At 53.3% G+C, this 20,229-nt stretch carries 15 protein-coding genes, 1 tRNA gene, 3 rRNA genes and 1 other annotated feature; of the genes, 8 read left to right on the forward strand and 11 right to left on the reverse strand.

Annotation, left to right across the window (positions count from 1 at the left end):
- The first annotated feature begins 41 nt into the window (after nucleotides 1-41).
- Nucleotides 42-365: a YfiM family lipoprotein gene (locus tag AC2TE5_RS17095; protein WP_090420245.1), complete on the forward strand. Its 324-nt coding sequence runs from the start codon at nucleotides 42-44 to the stop codon at nucleotides 363-365.
- On the opposite strand, the gene AC2TE5_RS17100 is transcribed toward AC2TE5_RS17095, so the two are convergent.
- The 8 genes from AC2TE5_RS17100 to rluD form a co-directional block, all read right to left on the reverse strand.
- The gene (locus tag AC2TE5_RS17100) at nucleotides 362-1,657 is read right to left on the reverse strand and encodes an MFS family transporter (RefSeq protein ID WP_484612077.1); all 1,296 of its coding nucleotides are present in this window, start codon (nucleotides 1,655-1,657) and stop codon (nucleotides 362-364) included. The two genes, AC2TE5_RS17095 and AC2TE5_RS17100, sit on opposite strands and share 4 nt — an antisense overlap.
- Before the next feature lie 208 nt (nucleotides 1,658-1,865).
- Nucleotides 1,866-1,981: ribosomal RNA gene (rrf, locus tag AC2TE5_RS17105) — 5S ribosomal RNA — on the reverse strand.
- A 72-nt stretch (nucleotides 1,982-2,053) separates the two neighbouring features.
- Nucleotides 2,054-4,959: ribosomal RNA gene (locus AC2TE5_RS17110) — 23S ribosomal RNA — on the reverse strand.
- 193 nt (nucleotides 4,960-5,152) lie between these two features.
- Nucleotides 5,153-5,228, reverse strand: a tRNA-Glu gene (locus AC2TE5_RS17115).
- Between the two features lie 85 nt (nucleotides 5,229-5,313).
- Nucleotides 5,314-6,853, reverse strand: a 16S ribosomal RNA gene (locus AC2TE5_RS17120).
- Together the 16S, 23S and 5S rRNA genes with 1 tRNA gene alongside form the textbook arrangement of a ribosomal RNA operon.
- Nucleotides 6,854-7,281: 428 nt before the next feature.
- Nucleotides 7,282-9,855 carry an ATP-dependent chaperone ClpB gene (gene clpB, locus AC2TE5_RS17125; RefSeq protein ID WP_213328577.1) on the reverse strand — a complete coding sequence of 858 codons (2,574 nt, stop codon included), beginning with the start codon at nucleotides 9,853-9,855 and terminating at the stop codon, nucleotides 7,282-7,284.
- Nucleotides 9,856-9,984: 129 nt separating this feature from the next.
- The gene (gene yfiH, locus AC2TE5_RS17130) at nucleotides 9,985-10,716 is read right to left on the reverse strand and encodes a purine nucleoside phosphorylase YfiH (RefSeq protein WP_484612078.1); all 732 of its coding nucleotides are present in this window, start codon (nucleotides 10,714-10,716) and stop codon (nucleotides 9,985-9,987) included.
- Entirely contained in the window at nucleotides 10,713-11,693 is a 981-nt protein-coding gene (rluD, locus tag AC2TE5_RS17135) for a 23S rRNA pseudouridine(1911/1915/1917) synthase RluD (RefSeq protein ID WP_023333072.1), read from the reverse strand. Before rluD ends, yfiH begins: the two co-directional genes overlap by 4 nt.
- Nucleotides 11,694-11,824: 131 nt before the next feature.
- Between rluD and bamD the strand changes: the two genes are divergently transcribed.
- From bamD to pheA, 4 genes are all read left to right on the forward strand, one after another.
- Complete coding sequence (gene bamD, locus AC2TE5_RS17140) at nucleotides 11,825-12,562, forward strand: outer membrane protein assembly factor BamD (RefSeq protein ID WP_063144127.1); 738 nt, start codon at nucleotides 11,825-11,827, stop codon at nucleotides 12,560-12,562.
- Nucleotides 12,563-12,830: 268 nt separating this feature from the next.
- A complete protein-coding gene (gene raiA, locus AC2TE5_RS17145; RefSeq protein ID WP_003863162.1) occupies nucleotides 12,831-13,172 on the forward strand; it encodes a ribosome-associated translation inhibitor RaiA in 342 nt (113 codons plus the stop codon).
- A gap of 110 nt (nucleotides 13,173-13,282) precedes the next feature.
- Nucleotides 13,283-13,408: a sequence feature (Phe leader region), on the forward strand.
- On the forward strand, nucleotides 13,284-13,331 hold the full coding sequence (gene pheL, locus AC2TE5_RS17150; RefSeq protein ID WP_100249759.1) for a pheA operon leader peptide PheL: 48 nt from the start codon (nucleotides 13,284-13,286) through the stop codon (nucleotides 13,329-13,331). (Overlaps the previous feature by 48 nt.)
- A 30-nt stretch (nucleotides 13,409-13,438) precedes the next feature.
- Nucleotides 13,439-14,599, forward strand: a complete 1,161-nt coding sequence (gene pheA / locus AC2TE5_RS17155; protein WP_484612079.1) for a bifunctional chorismate mutase/prephenate dehydratase — start codon at nucleotides 13,439-13,441, stop codon at nucleotides 14,597-14,599.
- Here the strand turns inward: pheA and AC2TE5_RS17160 are convergent.
- The 3 genes from AC2TE5_RS17160 to aroF are packed head-to-tail and all read right to left on the reverse strand — an operon-like array spanning nucleotide 14,596 to nucleotide 17,731.
- Nucleotides 14,596-15,468 carry an SMP-30/gluconolactonase/LRE family protein gene (locus tag AC2TE5_RS17160; RefSeq protein ID WP_484612080.1) on the reverse strand — a complete coding sequence of 291 codons (873 nt, stop codon included), beginning with the start codon at nucleotides 15,466-15,468 and terminating at the stop codon, nucleotides 14,596-14,598. The genes pheA and AC2TE5_RS17160 overlap by 4 nt on opposite strands.
- Nucleotides 15,469-15,528: 60 nt before the next feature.
- On the reverse strand, nucleotides 15,529-16,650 hold the full coding sequence (gene tyrA, locus AC2TE5_RS17165; RefSeq protein WP_121424407.1) for a bifunctional chorismate mutase/prephenate dehydrogenase: 1,122 nt from the start codon (nucleotides 16,648-16,650) through the stop codon (nucleotides 15,529-15,531).
- A gap of 10 nt (nucleotides 16,651-16,660) precedes the next feature.
- The gene (gene aroF / locus AC2TE5_RS17170; protein WP_023308871.1) at nucleotides 16,661-17,731 is read right to left on the reverse strand and encodes a 3-deoxy-7-phosphoheptulonate synthase AroF; all 1,071 of its coding nucleotides are present in this window, start codon (nucleotides 17,729-17,731) and stop codon (nucleotides 16,661-16,663) included.
- Between the two features lie 214 nt (nucleotides 17,732-17,945).
- Here aroF and AC2TE5_RS17175 point away from each other — a divergent pair, with 214 nt between their 5' ends.
- The 3 genes from AC2TE5_RS17175 (at nucleotide 17,946) to dgcN (ending at nucleotide 20,223) form a co-directional block, all read left to right on the forward strand.
- On the forward strand, nucleotides 17,946-18,320 hold the full coding sequence (locus tag AC2TE5_RS17175; protein ID WP_213328581.1) for a DUF2799 domain-containing protein: 375 nt from the start codon (nucleotides 17,946-17,948) through the stop codon (nucleotides 18,318-18,320).
- 138 nt (nucleotides 18,321-18,458) lie between these two features.
- Entirely contained in the window at nucleotides 18,459-19,010 is a 552-nt protein-coding gene (yfiR, locus tag AC2TE5_RS17180; RefSeq protein WP_228057921.1) for a regulatory sequestration protein YfiR, read from the forward strand.
- Nucleotides 19,003-20,223 carry a diguanylate cyclase DgcN/YfiN gene (gene dgcN / locus AC2TE5_RS17185; protein WP_407602773.1) on the forward strand — a complete coding sequence of 407 codons (1,221 nt, stop codon included), beginning with the start codon at nucleotides 19,003-19,005 and terminating at the stop codon, nucleotides 20,221-20,223. Before yfiR ends, dgcN begins: the two co-directional genes overlap by 8 nt.
- The last annotated feature ends 6 nt before the right edge of the window (nucleotides 20,224-20,229 follow it).

Genomic DNA, 20,229 nt, shown 5'->3' on the forward strand with positions numbered 1-20,229 from the left:
CAGGCCCTGCCATCCGCAGGGCTTTTTTATAGGGCCCGTTGATGCGTATTCCTCTGTTATTGAGCGTCTTCTTTTTGAGCGGCTGTAGCCATATGGCCAACGATAGCTGGTCCGGACAGGATAAAGCACAGCATTTCCTCGCTTCTGCGATGTTGTCCGCAGCCGGTAATGAATATGCGCAGCATCAGGGATATAGCCGGGATCGTAGCGCGGCGATAGGATTGATGTTCTCAGTCGGTCTTGGGGCCTCAAAAGAACTGTGGGATAGCCGCCCCGCAGGGAGCGGCTGGAGCTGGAAAGATTTCGCCTGGGATGTCGCCGGCGCAACGACCGGCTATGCCGTGTGGCAGATGGCGCGCTATTAAAGTCGAATGCCTTTCCCTTTGCGATGCAGCATCAGGGATACAACAAAGGCCAGTGCGCCCATTATCGTTACGTACCAGAAGAATGTCGTTTCACTTCCCCATGATTTAAGCGACAACGCAACGTACTCCGCCGATCCGCCAAATAGCGCATTAGCAACCGCATAAGAGAGCCCTACCCCTAAAGCACGGACCTGCGCCGGGAACATTTCAGCTTTCAGTATCCCGCTGATAGAGGTATAGAAACTGACAATCACCATCGCCAGCATCACCAGCGCAAACGCGGCATATGGAGAAGTCACATGCTGAAGGGCAGACAGAATAGGTACGGTACATAACGCCGACAGCCCGCCAAAAATCAGCATCGACGTGCGTCGACCGATTTTATCCGAGAGTGCACCGATAATGGGCTGTATGAGCATAAAGACAAACAGCGCCACGGTCATGACTACGCTGGCGATGTTTGCGTGCATGCCGGTAGTGTTCACCAGGTACTTCTGCATATAGGTGGTGAACGTGTAGAAACTGAGAGAGCCGCCCGCAGTAAAGCCCAGCACCATAAGGAAAGCTTTGCGGTTACGCCATAACCCTTTGAATGTTCCCGCCTCCTTCAGCGTTCTGACTTCCTTCTGAGAGGTTTCATCTAACTGACGGCGCAGCCAAAGTGCAACAACTGCCAGTACAGCGCCCATCGCGAAAGGAATTCGCCATCCCCAGGCATAAAGTTGTTCGTCCGTCAGAATCTGCTGCAGGATCACCACCACAAGGATGGCCAGCAGTTGACCACCAATCAGCGTGACGTACTGGAATGAGGCGTAAAAACCTTTACGGCCTTCCAGTGCAATCTCACTCATGTAGGTCGCACTGGTACCGTATTCACCGCCCACCGATAATCCCTGGAATAAGCGGGCCAGTAAAAGTAGCGCCGGCGCCCAGGTACCAATCGATTCATATCCCGGTAAGCAGGCGATCACCAGAGAGCCAAAGCACATCATACACACCGAGATCAGCATAGAAGCCTTACGCCCGCGACGATCCGCAATGCGGCCAAACAGCCACCCCCCGATGGGTCGCATCAAGAATCCTGCGGCAAATACCCCTGCCGTTTGAAGCAGCTGCGTCGTGGTGTTGCCGGAGGGGAAGAAAATATGTGCGAAGTAGAGTGAACAGAATGAGTAGACGTAAAAGTCGAACCATTCAACCAGATTCCCTGAAGAGGCGCTGACGATTGCCCATACCCTTCTTCGGGTATCACTGTTGGCCAGCGTCCCGTTTGATGTAATGCTTTCTGTCATTGTGATTATGCTCCTGCCATAAACAGCGGCGTATTGAGCCTGGAGACTCAATTACCTCGTAAATGAAATGTTATAATTTTGTTATAGATTACATTGAGACAGAGATCACACATTCCATTAGCAGGATAAGGGATTAAGAGAAAGGCCAGAGAGGGAAGCACAAAGCAAAAAACCCCGCACCTTCCGGTACGGGGTTCTTCTAATTGATGCCTGGCAGTTCCCTACTCTCACATGGGGAGACCCCACACTACCATCGGCGCTACGGCGTTTCACTTCTGAGTTCGGCATGGGGTCAGGTGGGACCACCGCGCTAAAGCCGCCAGGCAAATTCTGTTAAATCTGTATCAAAACTGAAAATCTTCTGTCTCTCGTCCGCCGAAACAGCTTCGGCGTTGTAAGGTTAAGCCTCACGGTTCATTAGTATCGGTTAGCTCAACGCATCGCTGCGCTTACACACCCGACCTATCAACGTCGTAGTCTTCAACGTTCCTTCAGGACCCTTAAAGGGTCAGGGAGAACTCATCTCGGGGCAAGTTTCGTGCTTAGATGCTTTCAGCACTTATCTTTTCCGCATTTAGCTACCGGGCAATGCCATTGGCATGACAACCCGAACACCAGTGATGCGTCCACTCCGGTCCTCTCGTACTAGGAGCAGCCCCCCTCAATTCTCCAGCGCCCACGGCAGATAGGGACCGAACTGTCTCACGACGTTCTAAACCCAGCTCGCGTACCACTTTAAATGGCGAACAGCCATACCCTTGGGACCTACTTCAGCCCCAGGATGTGATGAGCCGACATCGAGGTGCCAAACACCGCCGTCGATATGAACTCTTGGGCGGTATCAGCCTGTTATCCCCGGAGTACCTTTTATCCGTTGAGCGATGGCCCTTCCATTCAGAACCACCGGATCACTATGACCTGCTTTCGCACCTGCTCGAGCCGTCACTCTCGCAGTCAAGCTAGCTTATGCCATTGCACTAACCTCCTGATGTCCGACCAGGATTAGCTAACCTTCGTGCTCCTCCGTTACTCTTTGGGAGGAGACCGCCCCAGTCAAACTACCCACCAGACACTGTCCGCAACCCGGATTACGGGTCTACGTTAGAACACCAGCCATTAAAGGGTGGTATTTCAAGGTCGGCTCCACGCAGACTGGCGTCCACGCTTCAAAGCCTCCCACCTATCCTACACATCAAGGACCAGTGTTCAGTGTCAAGCTATAGTAAAGGTTCACGGGGTCTTTCCGTCTTGCCGCGGGTACACTGCATCTTCACAGCGAGTTCAATTTCACTGAGTCTCGGGTGGAGACAGCCTGGCCATCATTACGCCATTCGTGCAGGTCGGAACTTACCCGACAAGGAATTTCGCTACCTTAGGACCGTTATAGTTACGGCCGCCGTTTACCGGGGCTTCGATCAAGAGCTTCGCGTTGCCGCTAACCCCATCAATTAACCTTCCGGCACCGGGCAGGCGTCACACCGTATACGTCCACTTTCGTGTTTGCACAGTGCTGTGTTTTTAATAAACAGTTGCAGCCAGCTGGTATCTTCGACTGATTTCAGCTCCACCCGCAGGGGCTTCACCTACACATCAGCGTGCCTTCTCCCGAAGTTACGGCACCATTTTGCCTAGTTCCTTCACCCGAGTTCTCTCAAGCGCCTTGGTATTCTCTACCTGACCACCTGTGTCGGTTTGGGGTACGATTTGATGTTACCTGATGCTTAGAGGCTTTTCCTGGAAGCAGGGCATTTGTTACTTCAGCACCGTAGTGCCTCGTCATCACACCTCAGCGTTAATAAACGACCGGATTTACCTAATCGTTCCGCCTACATGCTTAAACCGGGACAACCGTCGCCCGGCTAACATAGCCTTCTCCGTCCCCCCTTCGCAGTAACACCAAGTACAGGAATATTAACCTGTTTCCCATCGACTACGCCTTTCGGCCTCGCCTTAGGGGTCGACTCACCCTGCCCCGATTAACGTTGGACAGGAACCCTTGGTCTTCCGGCGTGCGGGCTTTTCACCCGCATTATCGTTACTTATGTCAGCATTCGCACTTCTGATACCTCCAGCATCCCTCACAGGACACCTTCAACGGCTTACAGAACGCTCCCCTACCCAACAACACCTAAGTGTCGCTGCCGCAGCTTCGGTGCATGGTTTAGCCCCGTTACATCTTCCGCGCAGGCCGACTCGACCAGTGAGCTATTACGCTTTCTTTAAATGATGGCTGCTTCTAAGCCAACATCCTGGCTGTCTGTGCCTTCCCACATCGTTTCCCACTTAACCATGACTTTGGGACCTTAGCTGGCGGTCTGGGTTGTTTCCCTCTTCACGACGGACGTTAGCACCCGCCGTGTGTCTCCCGTGATAACATTCTTCGGTATTCGTAGTTTGCATCGGGTTGGTAAGCCGGGATGGCCCCCTAGCCGAAACAGTGCTCTACCCCCGAAGATGAGTTCACGAGGCGCTACCTAAATAGCTTTCGGGGAGAACCAGCTATCTCCCGGTTTGATTGGCCTTTCACCCCCAGCCACAAGTCATCCGCTAATTTTTCAACATTAGTCGGTTCGGTCCTCCAGTTAGTGTTACCCAACCTTCAACCTGCCCATGGCTAGATCACCGGGTTTCGGGTCTATACCCTGCAACTTAACGCCCAGTTAAGACTCGGTTTCCCTTCGGCTCCCCTATACGGTTAACCTTGCTACAGAATATAAGTCGCTGACCCATTATACAAAAGGTACGCAGTCACACCACGAAGGTGCTCCCACTGCTTGTACGTACACGGTTTCAGGTTCTTTTTCACTCCCCTCGCCGGGGTTCTTTTCGCCTTTCCCTCACGGTACTGGTTCACTATCGGTCAGTCAGGAGTATTTAGCCTTGGAGGATGGTCCCCCCATATTCAGACAGGATACCACGTGTCCCGCCCTACTCTTCGAGTTCACAACCTGTGTGCTTTCGTGTACGGGACTATCACCCTGTACCGTGCGACTTTCCAGACGCTTCCACTAACACACAAGCTGATTCAGACTCTGGGCTGCTCCCCGTTCGCTCGCCGCTACTGGGGGAATCTCGGTTGATTTCTTTTCCTCGGGGTACTTAGATGTTTCAGTTCCCCCGGTTCGCCTCGTTAACCTATGTATTCAGTTAACGATAGTGTGACGAATCACACTGGGTTTCCCCATTCGGACATCGCCGGGTCAAAGGTTCATATCACCTCGCCGGCGCTTTTCGCAGATTAGCACGTCCTTCATCGCCTCTGACTGCCAGGGCATCCACCGTGTACGCTTAGTCGCTTAACCTCACAACCCGAAGATGTTTCTTTCGATTCATCACCGACTTGCGAAAATTTGAGAGACTCGAACACACCATTTAAGATGTGTCGTTTCAATTTTCAGCTTGATCCAGATTTTTAAAGAGCAAATATCTCAAACGTCACCCGAAGATGAGTTTTGAGATACGGGGGTCGGCGACTTTCACTCACGAACCAGCAAGTGGCGTCCCCTAGGGGATTCGAACCCCTGTTACCGCCGTGAAAGGGCGGTGTCCTGGGCCTCTAGACGAAGGGGACACTGAAGTCTCAATCGCAAGACGCCTTGCTATTTACTTTTCATCAGACAATCTGTGTGAGCACTGCAAAGGCAGGTTCTTTAAGGTAAGGAGGTGATCCAACCGCAGGTTCCCCTACGGTTACCTTGTTACGACTTCACCCCAGTCATGAATCACAAAGTGGTAAGCGCCCTCCCGAAGGTTAAGCTACCTACTTCTTTTGCAACCCACTCCCATGGTGTGACGGGCGGTGTGTACAAGGCCCGGGAACGTATTCACCGTAGCATTCTGATCTACGATTACTAGCGATTCCGACTTCATGGAGTCGAGTTGCAGACTCCAATCCGGACTACGACGCACTTTATGAGGTCCGCTTGCTCTCGCGAGGTCGCTTCTCTTTGTATGCGCCATTGTAGCACGTGTGTAGCCCTACTCGTAAGGGCCATGATGACTTGACGTCATCCCCACCTTCCTCCAGTTTATCACTGGCAGTCTCCTTTGAGTTCCCGGCCGAACCGCTGGCAACAAAGGATAAGGGTTGCGCTCGTTGCGGGACTTAACCCAACATTTCACAACACGAGCTGACGACAGCCATGCAGCACCTGTCTCAGAGTTCCCGAAGGCACCAAAGCATCTCTGCTAAGTTCTCTGGATGTCAAGAGTAGGTAAGGTTCTTCGCGTTGCATCGAATTAAACCACATGCTCCACCGCTTGTGCGGGCCCCCGTCAATTCATTTGAGTTTTAACCTTGCGGCCGTACTCCCCAGGCGGTCGACTTAACGCGTTAGCTCCGGAAGCCACTCCTCAAGGGAACAACCTCCAAGTCGACATCGTTTACGGCGTGGACTACCAGGGTATCTAATCCTGTTTGCTCCCCACGCTTTCGCACCTGAGCGTCAGTCTTTGTCCAGGGGGCCGCCTTCGCCACCGGTATTCCTCCAGATCTCTACGCATTTCACCGCTACACCTGGAATTCTACCCCCCTCTACAAGACTCTAGCCTGCCAGTTTCGAATGCAGTTCCCAGGTTGAGCCCGGGGATTTCACATCCGACTTGACAGACCGCCTGCGTGCGCTTTACGCCCAGTAATTCCGATTAACGCTTGCACCCTCCGTATTACCGCGGCTGCTGGCACGGAGTTAGCCGGTGCTTCTTCTGCGGGTAACGTCAATCGACAAGGTTATTAACCTTATCGCCTTCCTCCCCGCTGAAAGTACTTTACAACCCGAAGGCCTTCTTCATACACGCGGCATGGCTGCATCAGGCTTGCGCCCATTGTGCAATATTCCCCACTGCTGCCTCCCGTAGGAGTCTGGACCGTGTCTCAGTTCCAGTGTGGCTGGTCATCCTCTCAGACCAGCTAGGGATCGTCGCCTAGGTGAGCCGTTACCCCACCTACTAGCTAATCCCATCTGGGCACATCTGATGGCAAGAGGCCCGAAGGTCCCCCTCTTTGGTCTTGCGACGTTATGCGGTATTAGCTACCGTTTCCAGTAGTTATCCCCCTCCATCAGGCAGTTTCCCAGACATTACTCACCCGTCCGCCGCTCGTCACCCAGGAGCAAGCTCCCTGTGCTACCGCTCGACTTGCATGTGTTAGGCCTGCCGCCAGCGTTCAATCTGAGCCATGATCAAACTCTTCAATTTAAGTTTGATGCTCGTGAATTAAACTTCGTAATGAATTACGTATGTTCACTCAGAGACTTGGTATTCATTTATTGTCCGAAGACATTAAGAATCCATGTCACTTTGAGTGCCCACACAGATTGTCTGATAAATTGTTAAAGAGCAGTGCCGCTTCGCTTTTCGCAGCGGCGCGGGGTGTGCATATTACGCTTTCCCGCTTCAGAGTCAAGCGTTTATTTTTGCTTTTCTCTGCTGACCCGGCGGCGTGTGTGCCGTTGTTCCGTGTCAGTGGAGGCGCATTATAGGGAGTAATTCCGAACCTGCAAGGATAAAGTTAAATTTATTTACTGACTGCTCATTTTCCAGGCAAAACTAACTCCAGACCTCAATTTTCGCCTAGTTTTTAAACAAAAACGAGCCGCAAGCGGCTCGTTTTTGCGTTTTGTGACTTACTGCACTGCCACAATGCGATCGTCGTTGGCTTCCAGACGAATAACTTTGCCTGGAATCAACTCTCCGGAGAGGATCTGCTGCGCCAGCGGGTTTTCGATCTGCTGCTGGATAGCACGTTTTAATGGACGCGCACCGTACACCGGATCGTAACCATTCTCGCTCAGCAGCTTCAGCGCATCGTCGGAGATGTGAATTTCATACCCACGCTCTTCCAGACGTTTGTACAGACGCTGCAGCTGGATCTGCGCAATCGACGCAATGTGTTTCTCACCCAGAGGATGGAAGACCACTACTTCATCAATACGGTTGATGAACTCCGGACGGAAGCTATGGCTGACCACACCGAGTACCAGATCCTTCATATGACCGTAATCCAGTTCGCCGAAACGTTCCTGAATCAAATCGGAACCCAGGTTCGAGGTCATGATGACAACCGTATTACGGAAGTCGACCGTTCTCCCCTGCCCGTCGGTCAGACGACCATCGTCCAGCACCTGAAGCAGGATGTTGAACACATCCGGGTGCGCTTTTTCCACTTCATCCAGCAGGATGACGGAATAAGGGCGACGGCGAACCGCTTCCGTCAGATAGCCACCTTCTTCATAACCAACGTATCCCGGAGGCGCACCGACCAGACGTGAGACGGAGTGTTTCTCCATAAACTCGGACATATCGATACGCACCATCGCATCGTCGCTGTCGAACATAAAGTTAGCCAGCGCTTTACACAGCTCGGTTTTACCGACACCCGTCGGCCCCAGGAACAGGAACGAACCAATCGGACGGTTTGGATCGGACAGCCCCGCTCGGCTACGGCGAATAGCGTTCGATACCGCCTCAACCGCTTCGTTCTGACCAATCACCCGATTGTGGAGATCTTGCTCCATGCGCAACAGTTTTTCACGCTCGCCTTCCAGCATGCGCGCCACCGGAATACCGGTCCAGCGAGCAAGCACTTCCGCGATTTCTGCATCCGTCACCTTATTACGTAACAGACGCATCGTTTTCCCTTCTGACTGTGTCGCTATCTCAAGCTGTTTTTCCAGCTCAGGAATTTTGCCGTACTGCAGTTCAGACATCCGCGCCAGATCGCCGACGCGACGCGCCTGCTCTATGGCAATTTTGGCCTGTTCGAGCTCAGCTTTGATGGTCTGAGTGCCGGAAAGGGATGCTTTCTCGGCTTTCCACTCTTCTTCCAACTCAGAATACTGGCGCTCTTTATCGTCCAGTTCTTCATTGAGCATATCCAGGCGTTTCTTACTGGCTTCATCAGACTCTTTCTTCAGCGCCTGCTGTTCCAGCTTGAGCTGAATGATGCGTCGGTCGAGCCGGTCCAGCTCTTCCGGTTTCGAGTCAATCTGCATACGAATGCTTGAAGCCGCTTCATCAATCAGGTCGATCGCTTTATCCGGCAGCTGACGGTCAGCGATATAACGATGAGAAAGCGTCGCCGCCGCAACGATGGCCGGGTCTGTGATCTGCACGTGGTGGTGCAGTTCATAGCGTTCTTTCAGACCACGCAGGATCGCGATGGTATCTTCAACGCTTGGCTCAGCAACAAACACTTTCTGGAAGCGACGTTCCAGCGCAGCATCTTTCTCAATGTACTGACGATACTCATCAAGCGTAGTGGCGCCGACGCAGTGAAGTTCACCGCGCGCCAGCGCAGGTTTCAGCATGTTCCCGGCATCCATCGCGCCGTCCGCTTTACCCGCACCGACCATGGTGTGCAGTTCGTCGATAAACAGGATAACGTTGCCTTCCTGTTTCGCCAGGTCGTTAAGCACGCCTTTGAGACGCTCTTCGAACTCGCCGCGGTATTTCGCACCGGCCACCAGCGCGCCCATATCCAGCGCCAGTACGCGGCGGCCTTTCAGGCCTTCCGGCACTTCACCGTTGACGATACGCTGCGCCAGCCCTTCAACAATGGCGGTTTTACCGACACCCGGTTCACCAATCAGCACCGGGTTGTTCTTGGTACGACGCTGCAGTACCTGAATCGTACGGCGGATTTCTTCATCACGGCCGATAACCGGGTCAAGTTTGCCCTGCTCAGCACGCTCGGTCAGATCGACCGTAAATTTCTTCAAAGCCTGACGTTGGTCTTCGGCTCCCTGATCGTTCACGCTTTCACCTCCGCGCATTTTCTCAATCGCCTGAGTCACATTGGCGGTGGTCGCGCCGGCAGATTTCAGCAGGTCGGTCAAGGTACCGCGTGATTCAAGCGCCGCCAGAACAAACAGCTCTGACGAAATAAAGTTGTCCCCACGTTTTTGCGCCAGCTTGTCGCAAAGGTTCAGCACGCGTACCAGATCCTGCGACGGCTGAACATCGCCGCCGGTACCTTCTACCTGCGGCAAACGGCTCAGCGCCTGATCGATAGCGGTGCGTAACTGGCCAGCATTAATGCCAGCGGACGTTAATAAAGGACGTACCGATCCCCCTTCCTGATTCAGCAAGGCGCTCATTAAATGAAGAGGTTCGATAAATTGGTTGTCGTGCCCCAGTGCGAGGGACTGGGCATCGGCGAGAGCAAGCTGGAATTTATTAGTAAGACGATCCAGACGCATAACTCCTCCCATAACAGGTCAAATTTGCTACTGGAGATTAAATGAGGTCATCCCTCAATTATTCAAGGTTAATGACCTGAATTATGTGAAAAGAAAACGGCACGTACCGGATCGTCTTGATTCTTTAGGTTATATCAGCCAAATGAAACTTGCCATACGTCCCGTGGTCTTGTCGCGGCGATAGGAGAAAAAATCACCCTTTTCGGTGAATGTGCAGCGATCGCCGCCGAAGATCTGCGTCACGCCGACGTTATTCAGGCGCTGGCGGGCGAGCTGGTAAATATCGGCCAGATATTTCTCCCCCGAAGGCAGGAAGGCTTCCACCGCTTGCGGATCTTTTTCCATAAAGGCTTCGCGAACCTCTGGCCCCACTTCAAAAGCGCGAGGACCAATGGCCGGGCCAAGCCAGGCCATAATATTGGCGGGCTCATCGTTAAAGCAGGCGACTGTTTCTTCGAGCACGCCTTCACACAGACCACGCCAGCCCGCGTGTGCTGCTGCCACCTCGGTACCTGCACGGTTACAGAACAGAACCGGCAGACAATCAGCGGTCATCACGGCACAAACGGTTCCCGGAGTATTACTGTAAGAAGCATCAGCGCGTTTAGAAGCATAGGGTTCCCCCGTCAACTTCAGCACCGCGTTACCATGAACCTGTTCCAGCCAGATCGGTTTCGACGGCAAGTTCCCCGCAGCAAACAGACGCCTGCGGTTCTCTTCAACGTGTTCCAGGTTGTCGCCACAGTGCGCACCGAGGTTCAAAGACTCCCACGCGCCCTGGCTAACACCGCCAATACGGGTTGAACTACAGGCAGCCACGCCTGCAGGCAATGGCCACTCCGGGACAATCAGTTTGGTCATAACCAGTCCACTTGATCCTTATGTTCTTCGAAATCAGCACGCATGGCGTCAATAAGGTCCACCATATCCTGCGGGATAGGCGCGTGCCACTCCATCTGAATACCGGTGATAGGGTGATAAAGACGCAGCATGGTCGCGTGCAGCGCCTGACGATCGAATTTTCGCAATACGCTGATGAACTCATCCGATGCGCCTTTAGGCGGACGCGGACGACCACCGTAGACCTGATCCCCCACCAGCGGATGGGTAATGTGGGCCATATGCACGCGGATCTGGTGAGTACGCCCGGTTTCCAGACGCAGACGCAGGCGCGTATGAATACGGAAGTGTTCCATAATGCGATAGTGTGTCACCGCCGGTTTACCCATCGGATGCACCGACATATGGGTACGTTTAGTTGGGTGACGGCTGATTGGCTCTTCCACCGTTCCGCCAGAGGTCATATGCCCAATGGCTACCGCTTCATACTCGCGGGTGATCTCACGCAGCTGCAGCGACTCCACCAGACGAGTCTGAGCAGGAACGGTCTTCGCCACCACCATCAAGCCGGTGGTGTCTTTATCCAGACGGTGCACGATGCCCGCGCGCGGGACATCAACGATCGGCGGATAGTAATGGAGAAGTGCGTTAAGTACCGTACCGTCAGGATTTCCCGCACCCGGATGAACAACCAGGTCGCGCGGCTTGTTGATCACCAGAATGTCATCATCTTCATAGACGATGTCCAGTGGGATATCCTGCGGCTCGAAGCGGATTTCCTCTTCGATTTCAGCATTGATGGCGACAGCTTCCCCACCTAACACTTTCTCTTTTGGTTTGTCCCAGATCTTGCCGTTTACCAGCACGCGCTGGTCAAGGATCCATTCTTTTATGCGTGAACGCGAATAATCAGGGAACAATTCGGCCAAAGCCTGATCTAAGCGTTGACCGAGCTGATTTTCGGAGACTGTTGCGGTGAGTTCTACTCGTTGTGCCATAAACTGCTTCTTCGTTTAACGTTGGGTTTTACGGCTTTGCCGTTTAATATAGTGTGCTATTGTAGCTGGTCTTAATCGGGAGCAGGAACAGAGTTTCTCCCGGACAAACATTTGAGGAAAGTCAAAACGTCATGACGCGCATGAAATATCTGGTGGCAGCGGCCACGTTGAGCCTGGCTTTGGTGGGCTGCTCCGGTTCAAATGAACAGGTCCCTGACAATCCGCCGAATGAAATCTATGCGACTGCACAACAAAAGTTGCAGGACGGTAACTGGAAACAGGCGATAACGCAACTGGAAGCGTTGGATAATCGCTATCCATTTGGTCCGTATTCGCAGCAGGTACAGTTAGATCTTATCTATGCATACTATAAAAATGCCGATCTGCCGCTGGCTCAGGCAACCATCGATCGTTTCATACGTCTGAACCCGACTCATCCTAACATTGACTATGTGATGTACATGCGCGGCCTCACCAACATGGCGCTGGACGACAGTGCGCTGCAGGGCTTCTTCGGCGTGGATCGTTCCGACCGTGACCCGCAGCATGCGCGTGATGCCTTCAATGACTTCTCCAAGCTGGTGCGCGGCTATCCGAACAGTCAGTACGTGACCGACGCCACCAAGCGTCTGGTGTTCCTGAAAGATCGTCTGGCGAAATATGAATACTCCGTGGCGGAATACTATACCCGCCGTGGCGCATGGGTTGCCGTGGTTAACCGCGTAGAAGGTATGCTGCGTGATTATCCGGATACTCAGGCAACGCGCGACGGCCTGAAGCTGATGGAGAACGCTTACCGTCAGATGCAGATGACCGCTCAGGCTGAAAAAGTGGCGAAAATCATCGCCGCGAACAGCAGCAACACCTGATCTTGCCTCAATGCAAAACGGCAGCCCGAAGGCTGCCGTTTTTTTATTCATTTTAGAGCGTCGCCGAAGCGCGTTAGCCTCAACACATCCAGTCAACTATGGCCCCAATTTTTGCCTTCGACAAGGTAAATCTCACCTCTTCCTGCCCTGCCTCACAAAAAAGATTCCCTGACAAAAACCGACAAAATAACGTGATCTAAATCACACATTTTGACATTAGGTCGGGTATGCTGGAATCACCAAGACGGAAAGACAAGAGGTAAAATTTATGACAATGAACATTACCAGTAAACAAATGGAAATTACTCCGGCAATCCGCCAGCACGTCGCAGACCGTCTCGCCAAACTGGATAAATGGCAAACTCATTTGATTAATCCACATATCATCCTGTCCAAGGAGCCGCAGGGTTTCATCGCTGACGCAACTATCAATACTCCAAACGGCCATCTGGTCGCCAGCGCAAAACACGAGGATATGTACACCGCTATTAACGATTTGATCAACAAGCTGGAACGGCAGCTCAATAAAGTGCAACACAAAGGTGAAGCCCGTCGCGCCGCAACATCGGTGAAAGACGCCAGCTTCGCGGAAGAAGTTGAAGAAGAGTAATCCTTTAAATTGAGTGTACCGCCAACGCGCCTCCGGGCGCGTTTTTTGTTTTTTATTGACAGGGTGAAAACAGTACGGGTACTTTAACGGTATCAATCACAGGATGACTTTATGAAACTTACGCCGTTCTTCTTCGCATTCTTTTTTACCTTCCCCTGACTGGGAGGCGTTTCGTCGTGTGATAAAGAATGCGAAGACGAACAACAAGGCCTCCCACAGCGGGAGGCCTTTTTTATTGATAACGATAAAATGAGACAGGCAACACTATGACACCGGAAAACCCGTTACTGGATCTGCGCGTAAAAATCAGCGCGCTGGACGAGAAATTACTGGCGCTGCTGGCCGAACGCCGCGCGCTCGCCGTCGAAGTGGGCAAAGCCAAGCTGGACTCCCATCGCCCGGTCCGTGATATCGACCGCGAGCGCGATCTGCTGGAGCGTCTGATCCAGCTCGGTAAAGCGCATCACCTCGATGCCCACTACATCACCCGGTTGTTCCAGCTCATCATCGAAGACTCTGTTCTCACCCAGCAAGCGTTACTCCAGCAGCATCTGAATAAAACCAATCCGCACTCTGCGCGTATCGCCTTCCTCGGGCCGAAAGGCTCTTATTCACACCTGGCCGCGCGACAGTATGCCGCACGCCATTTCGAAGAGTTTATCGAGAGCGGCTGTGCGAAGTTTGCCGACATATTTAATCAGGTTGAGACCGGCCAGGCGGATTACGCCGTGGTGCCGATTGAAAACACCAGCTCCGGCGCCATCAACGACGTTTACGATTTGCTGCAGCACACCAGCCTGTCGCTGGTTGGCGAGCTGACGATCCCTATCGATCACTGCGTGCTGGTCTCCGGCTCAACGGATTTAAGCAAAATTGAGACGGTCTACAGTCATCCACAGCCGTTCCAGCAGTGCAGCCAGTTCCTGAACCGCTATCCGAACTGGAAAATTGAGTACACCGAAAGCACCTCGGCGGCGATGGAAAAAGTGGCGCAGGCTAACTCCCCAACCGTCGCTGCGCTCGGCAGCGAAGCGGGCGGCGCGCTGTATGCTTTACAGGTACTGGAACGCAATCTGGCAAACCAGACGCAAAATATCACCCGTTTCGTGGTGCTGGCGCGTAAAGCTATTGATGTCTCGGATCAGGTTCCGGCTAAAACCACCCTGCTCATGGCCACTGGCCAACAGGCCGGTGCGCTGGTTGAAGCCCTTCTGGTACTGCGTAATCACAATCTGATCATGACGAAGCTGGAATCACGTCCGATCCACGGTAATCCGTGGGAAGAGATGTTCTACCTTGATATCCAGGCCAACCTGGAATCTGCATCCATGCAGAAAGCCCTGCGCGAACTGGGCGAGATCACGCGCTCCATGAAGGTGCTGGGCTGCTATCCGAGCGAGAACGTGGTCCCGGTTGACCCGGCTTAACGTTCGATAAAGCGGCTTTTCTTCATCCCTGCCACGCTCACGGGCAGGGTGAAGATGGCGCCGGAGAGCGGATACTTCGCCACCTCCTCCACGTCCATATTTTCCCGCGTGGTGGTAATAAACAGCGTTTTCATGTCATCGCCGCCAAAACAGACCATCGTCGGGCAACGTACCGGCATGCGATATTCTTCCAGTTGCTCCCCTTGCGGAGAAAATCGCGCAATACGCCAGCCGTCAAACAGCGCGCTCCAGTAGCAGCCTTCCACATCCATGGCCGCGCCGTCCGGTATCCCTTCGCCCTCTTTAAACTGACGAAACACCTCTCGCCTGCCGGGTTCGCCCTGCTCGTCAAGCGGCGTGCGGTAAATTACGCCGTTTGGCGTGTCTGAGGTAAACATCCACTGCTTGTCCGGGCTAAACGCTAAGCCGTTGTGCCCGTGAATATCGCACTGGATCACCTTCGGCGTCAGGTCGTTGTCGATGCGCATCAGCAACGCGCCGTTGTAATCTCCCGGCCCCCAAAAGGTGCCCGCATAGAACCGGCCCTGACGATCGGTGCCGCCGTCGTTAAAACGTGCGAGCTGTGGGTTAGAGGGGTTATCACACACCTTGCGGCGCAGCAGGCCGTGTTTATCGGTCAGCCAGATACCCGTTCGCATCGCAACGATAAAACCACCCTGCTCGCGCAGAGCAAAACAGCCCACCTCCTCATGGAAAGAGAGCACGGTGTGTTCTGCCGTCGACAGATGGTAGCGGTGGATCTCCCCTTCCAGAATATCAGCCCAGTAGAGCGCGTGCTCTTCTGCGCTCCACGTCGGGCATTCAGGCAGATGCCCGGTATAATTCAACAGCAGCTGCGGTTCGGCCATGACAGTTCCCCAAAATAAAAAAAGCCAGCATTGCTGGCTTTCAGTATATACATCATCGCATTACTGGCGACTGTCATTTGCCTGGCGCAACAGCGTTCGGCTCTCACTCTGGAAACGCTGCGCGTAATCGCCAAACCAGTGCTCGACCTTGCGGAAGCTGTCGATAAACGCCTGCTTGTCTCCGTGCTCCAGCAGCGTAATGGCTTCACCAAAGCGCTGATAGTAGCGCTTGATGAGCGCAAGGTTGTTCTCGGAGGACATAATAATGTCCGCGTAAAGCTGCGGATCCTGAGCAAACAGGCGCCCGACCATTGCCAGCTCCAGACGATAGATAGGTGAAGAGAGTGCCAGCAGCTGTTCAAGCTGCACGTTCTCTTCCGCCAGATGCAGACCGTAGGCAAACGTCGCAAAGTGACGCAGCGCCTGAATGAACGCCATGTTCTGATCGTGCTCGACCGCGCTGATGCGGTGCAGTCGCGCACCCCATACCTGAATCTGTTCCAGGAACCACTGGTAGGCTTCCGGCTGACGACCGTCGCAGTAAACCACCACCTGCTTAGCCAGGCTGCCGCTGTCCGGGCCAAACATCGGGTGCAGACCCAGCACCGGGCCCGTATGCGCAGCCAGCATGGCCTGCAGCGGACCATTTTTGACGGAGGCCAGATCCACCAGGATGCAGTCTTTCGGTAAAGGAGGCAGCTTTTCGATGATCTGCTCCGTCACGTGGATCGGCACGCTGACGATAACCATCCCGGCATCTTTCATGAGTTCCGGAGCATGCCCCCAGTCCTCTTTTTCCAGAATGCGCACCTGATAGCCAGAAAGCGTCAGCATTTTTTCAAACAGACGCCCCATCTGCCCTGCACCGCCGACAATCACTACCGGCCGCAGGGACGGACAGAGGGTTTTAAAGCCCTTGTCGTTTTCGCTGGAATAGGATTCCCGCATCACGCGGCGCAGAACATCTTCAATCAAATCCGGTGAAACGCCCAGCGCCTGGGCCTCTTTACGACGGGAGGCCAGCATTGAGGCTTCGCGCTCCGGGACGTAAATCGGCAGGCCGTATTTGCTTTTCACCTCACCGACTTCGGCAACCAGCGCCATGCGGCGCGCCAGCAGGTCCAGCAGCGCCTTATCCACTTCATCAATTTGATCGCGCAGTGCGGTCAATTCAGCAACCATAACAAACCTCTTAAGCCAGACGCGTCGCCAGCTGGCCGTTCAAATCTTTGTGGATCTCACGCAGCAGCGCATCGGTCGTCTCCCAGCTGATGCAGGCATCCGTCACGGAGACGCCGTGCTTCATTGCGCTACGCGGTTGTTCCGATGACTGATTGCCTTCATGAATGTTGCTCTCAATCATCAGTCCGATAATCGAACGGTTGCCATCTTTGATCTGTGCGATCACGGATTCCGCAACCGCAGGCTGGCGACGGTAATCTTTATTTGAATTACCATGACTGCAATCTACCATCAGTGCCGGGCGCAGTCCCGCCTGCTCCATCTCTTTTTCACACTGCGCCACGTCCGCCGGGCTGTAGTTAGGCGCTTTCCCGCCGCGCAGGATCACATGGCCGTCCGGGTTGCCCTGCGTTTGCAGGAGGCAGACCTGGCCTGCCTGGTTAATACCGACGAAACGGTGCGGCATGGCGGCAGCGCGCATGGCGTTGATCGCCGTCGCCAGGCTGCCATCGGTACCGTTTTTAAAACCAACCGGCATCGACAGACCAGACGCCATCTCGCGGTGGGTTTGCGATTCCGTGGTACGCGCACCAATCGCGGACCAGCTGAACAGATCGCCCAGGTACTGCGGGCTGTTTGGATCCAGCGCTTCGGTTGCCAGCGGCAGCCCCATGCTAACCAGCTCCACCAGCAGGCGACGCGCAATCTTCAGGCCTGCTTCCACATCAAACGAGCCATCCATGTGCGGATCGTTAATCAACCCTTTCCAGCCGACGGTAGTACGTGGCTTCTCAAAATAGACGCGCATCACCAGATAGAGGCTATCGCTGACCTCCTCCGCTAATGCTTTAAATCGACGAGCGTACTCAATGGCGGTTTCAGGATCGTGAATGGAGCAAGGCCCGCATACCACCAGCAGGCGCGGATCGCGGCCAGCGATAATGTCAGAAATGGTCTGGCGGGAGTGCTCGATCTGAGCCTCCTGCGCGACGCTCAGCGGGAATTCCGCTTTCAGCTGATCCGGAGTGATTAAAACCTGTTCGTCAGTGATATGTACGTTGTTCAGCGCGTCTTTTTGCATGATGGCGATCCTGTAAAGCTCGTTTGCGATAGTTGTTTTCCTCAATGAGGTGAAACCACGATACCATAAAAAGTAAACATTTCAATCCAAAATACGTACACTTTACTTTACACAAGCCAATTTATTGCAAAAAAACAGCCGATAAAACCGTAAAATTTAAATTACACACAGATTTTCTTTAGCCAGGCTATGCTGAAGAAAAAGGAGAATAGCTATGCGTTCAATTGCTCTCGCGCTGTTGTCGCTGTTTTTAACGGGCTGTCAGATCAATCCTTATACTTTCCATCCTGACTGGACCAGCCCATCCTGGTTTGATGCCGGTAAAGAAGACGCCATGAATGGCCTGCCGGTTAAAGATAACCAGGCCCTGGCCGATAGTTTTAACGACACACACGTTGATCGTAGCGAATATCTTCGCGGCTATGCCGATGGCCAGAAGAAAGTCTGCGAAGAAGGGTTTATGCATGCCTGGGGATTAGCAGGAAAATCTTTCCCTGCCAGCTGCGATACTGCCGAAAACGCGGCAAAACTGCGTGCGTCATGGCAGAAAGGGATGGATGAAAGTATGCAATCCAGCAGGCTGAATTAAGGCTATTTTTATCCACCGGAAAATAACCAACTGTAGGATTTAGCTTAGGTCGGCCTTAGGCTATTTCTGACATAATGACGGCTCTGATAAACAATGGTATTCTGCCCGCAACTCTTAAGGACATCTATTTCCGGAGCGATGTGGCGGATTCTGGTGAGAAATTTATTCTTGATCTCTTTTTTCCGACTCACTCTGGTGTTAATGCTGTTCCTTATGGTGGGCCCTGCGGCGGCAGGCACGCTTACGGAAACGGATAAATCGGTACGCTCGATTGTCTCAGGCATTGTGAGCTATACGCGATGGCCGTCACTTTCCGGCCAGCCTAAACTCTGCGTCTACGCCACTTCTCACTATACGCACGCCCTCAGCGGCGATGAGGGGCATAGCGAGTTACCTTATACTCCCGTTATTGTTCGTAACGATCGGGAAGCCCTGGCCGCGACGTGCGATGCGATTTATTTCGGGTCTGAATCACCGGCAAAACAACTTGAATTAATAAGTCAATATCAGGGCAGAGCATTGCTATTAATCTCAGAGCAAAATCCGGAATGTGTAATTGGCAGTGCCTTTTGCCTGATAATCGATCGCGGCCAGGTACGGTTCTCCGTCAACCTGGATGCATTGACGCGCAGTGGCGTAAGAGTCAATCCGGATGTATTAATGCTTGCCCGGAATAAGCAGCATGGATAAAGATTTCACTTCAACGCCGCGTCCGACGTTTAAAAGAACGTTAAGGCGAAACAGCATGATAAGCGTCATCATCACGATGACGTTAATATGGCTGTTGCTCTGTTTTGCTTCCGTCGTAACCTTAAAACAATACGCGCAAAAGAATCTCGAACTAACCGGCGCCACAATGAGCCACAGCCTGGAAGCCTCTCTGGTGTTCAACGATTCCCTGGCGGCCAACGAAACGCTCGCAGCCCTGGGCAAACAGGGCCAGTTTGCCCAGGCCGAGGTTATCAACGCGCATAAAAAGCGGTTTGCCTACTGGTCCTGGAACCCGGAAGATAACAACGACACGCTGGGCGCGCTGGTCAGCCGCTGGCTTTTCCCCGTACCGGTTGCGCAGCCCATCATGCATAACGGCTTAACGATCGGCGAAATTCGCCTTACCGCGCGCGACAGCCTGATCAGCCATTTCATCTGGATGTCGTTTGCCGTGCTTACCGGCTGCATTCTTTTTGCTACCGCCGTCGCGCTCGCCATTACCCAGTCTTTGCATCACGGCATGGTCACGGCCCTGCAAAACATTACCGACGTCGTGCATGACGTTCGTACTAACCGCAACTTCTCCCGCCGGGTGAAAGACGGGCGTATCGAAGAGTTTCACCAGTTTGGTGAAGACTTCAACAGCCTTCTGGATGAGATGGAAGAGTGGCAGCTGAAGCTCCAGGCGAAAAACGCCCAGCTGTTGCGTACCGCCATGCACGACCCGCTCACCGGTCTTGCCAACCGCGCTGCGTTTCGTAACAGCATTGCTGCCTTAATGAACGACCCTTCTGCCAAAATGAACTCGGCCCTGCTCTTCCTCGACGGTGATAATTTTAAGTTTATTAACGACACCTGGGGACATGCGGCAGGAGACTGCGTGCTGATTGAAGTCGCCAGCAGGATGATGGAGTTTGGCGACAAGCGTCACCAGGCATACCGGCTTGGCGGTGACGAATTCGCCATGGTGCTGTACGGCGTGCACTCTGAGCTTGAGGTTCAACATATTTGCGCTGCGCTTTCGCAGCAGTTTATCCGTCCGTTTGATCTTCATAACGGACAAAAGGCATCGATGTCACTCAGCATTGGCTTTGCTCTGGCGTGGGAAAATGCTTCCGTGGAAGCGTTACTGGAGAGGGCTGACCGCAATATGTACCAGGTGAAAAACCAGCGTACGAAAACAATAAGTTAGAAAGGA

The organism is Enterobacter sp. N5-15 (assembly GCF_057221635.1).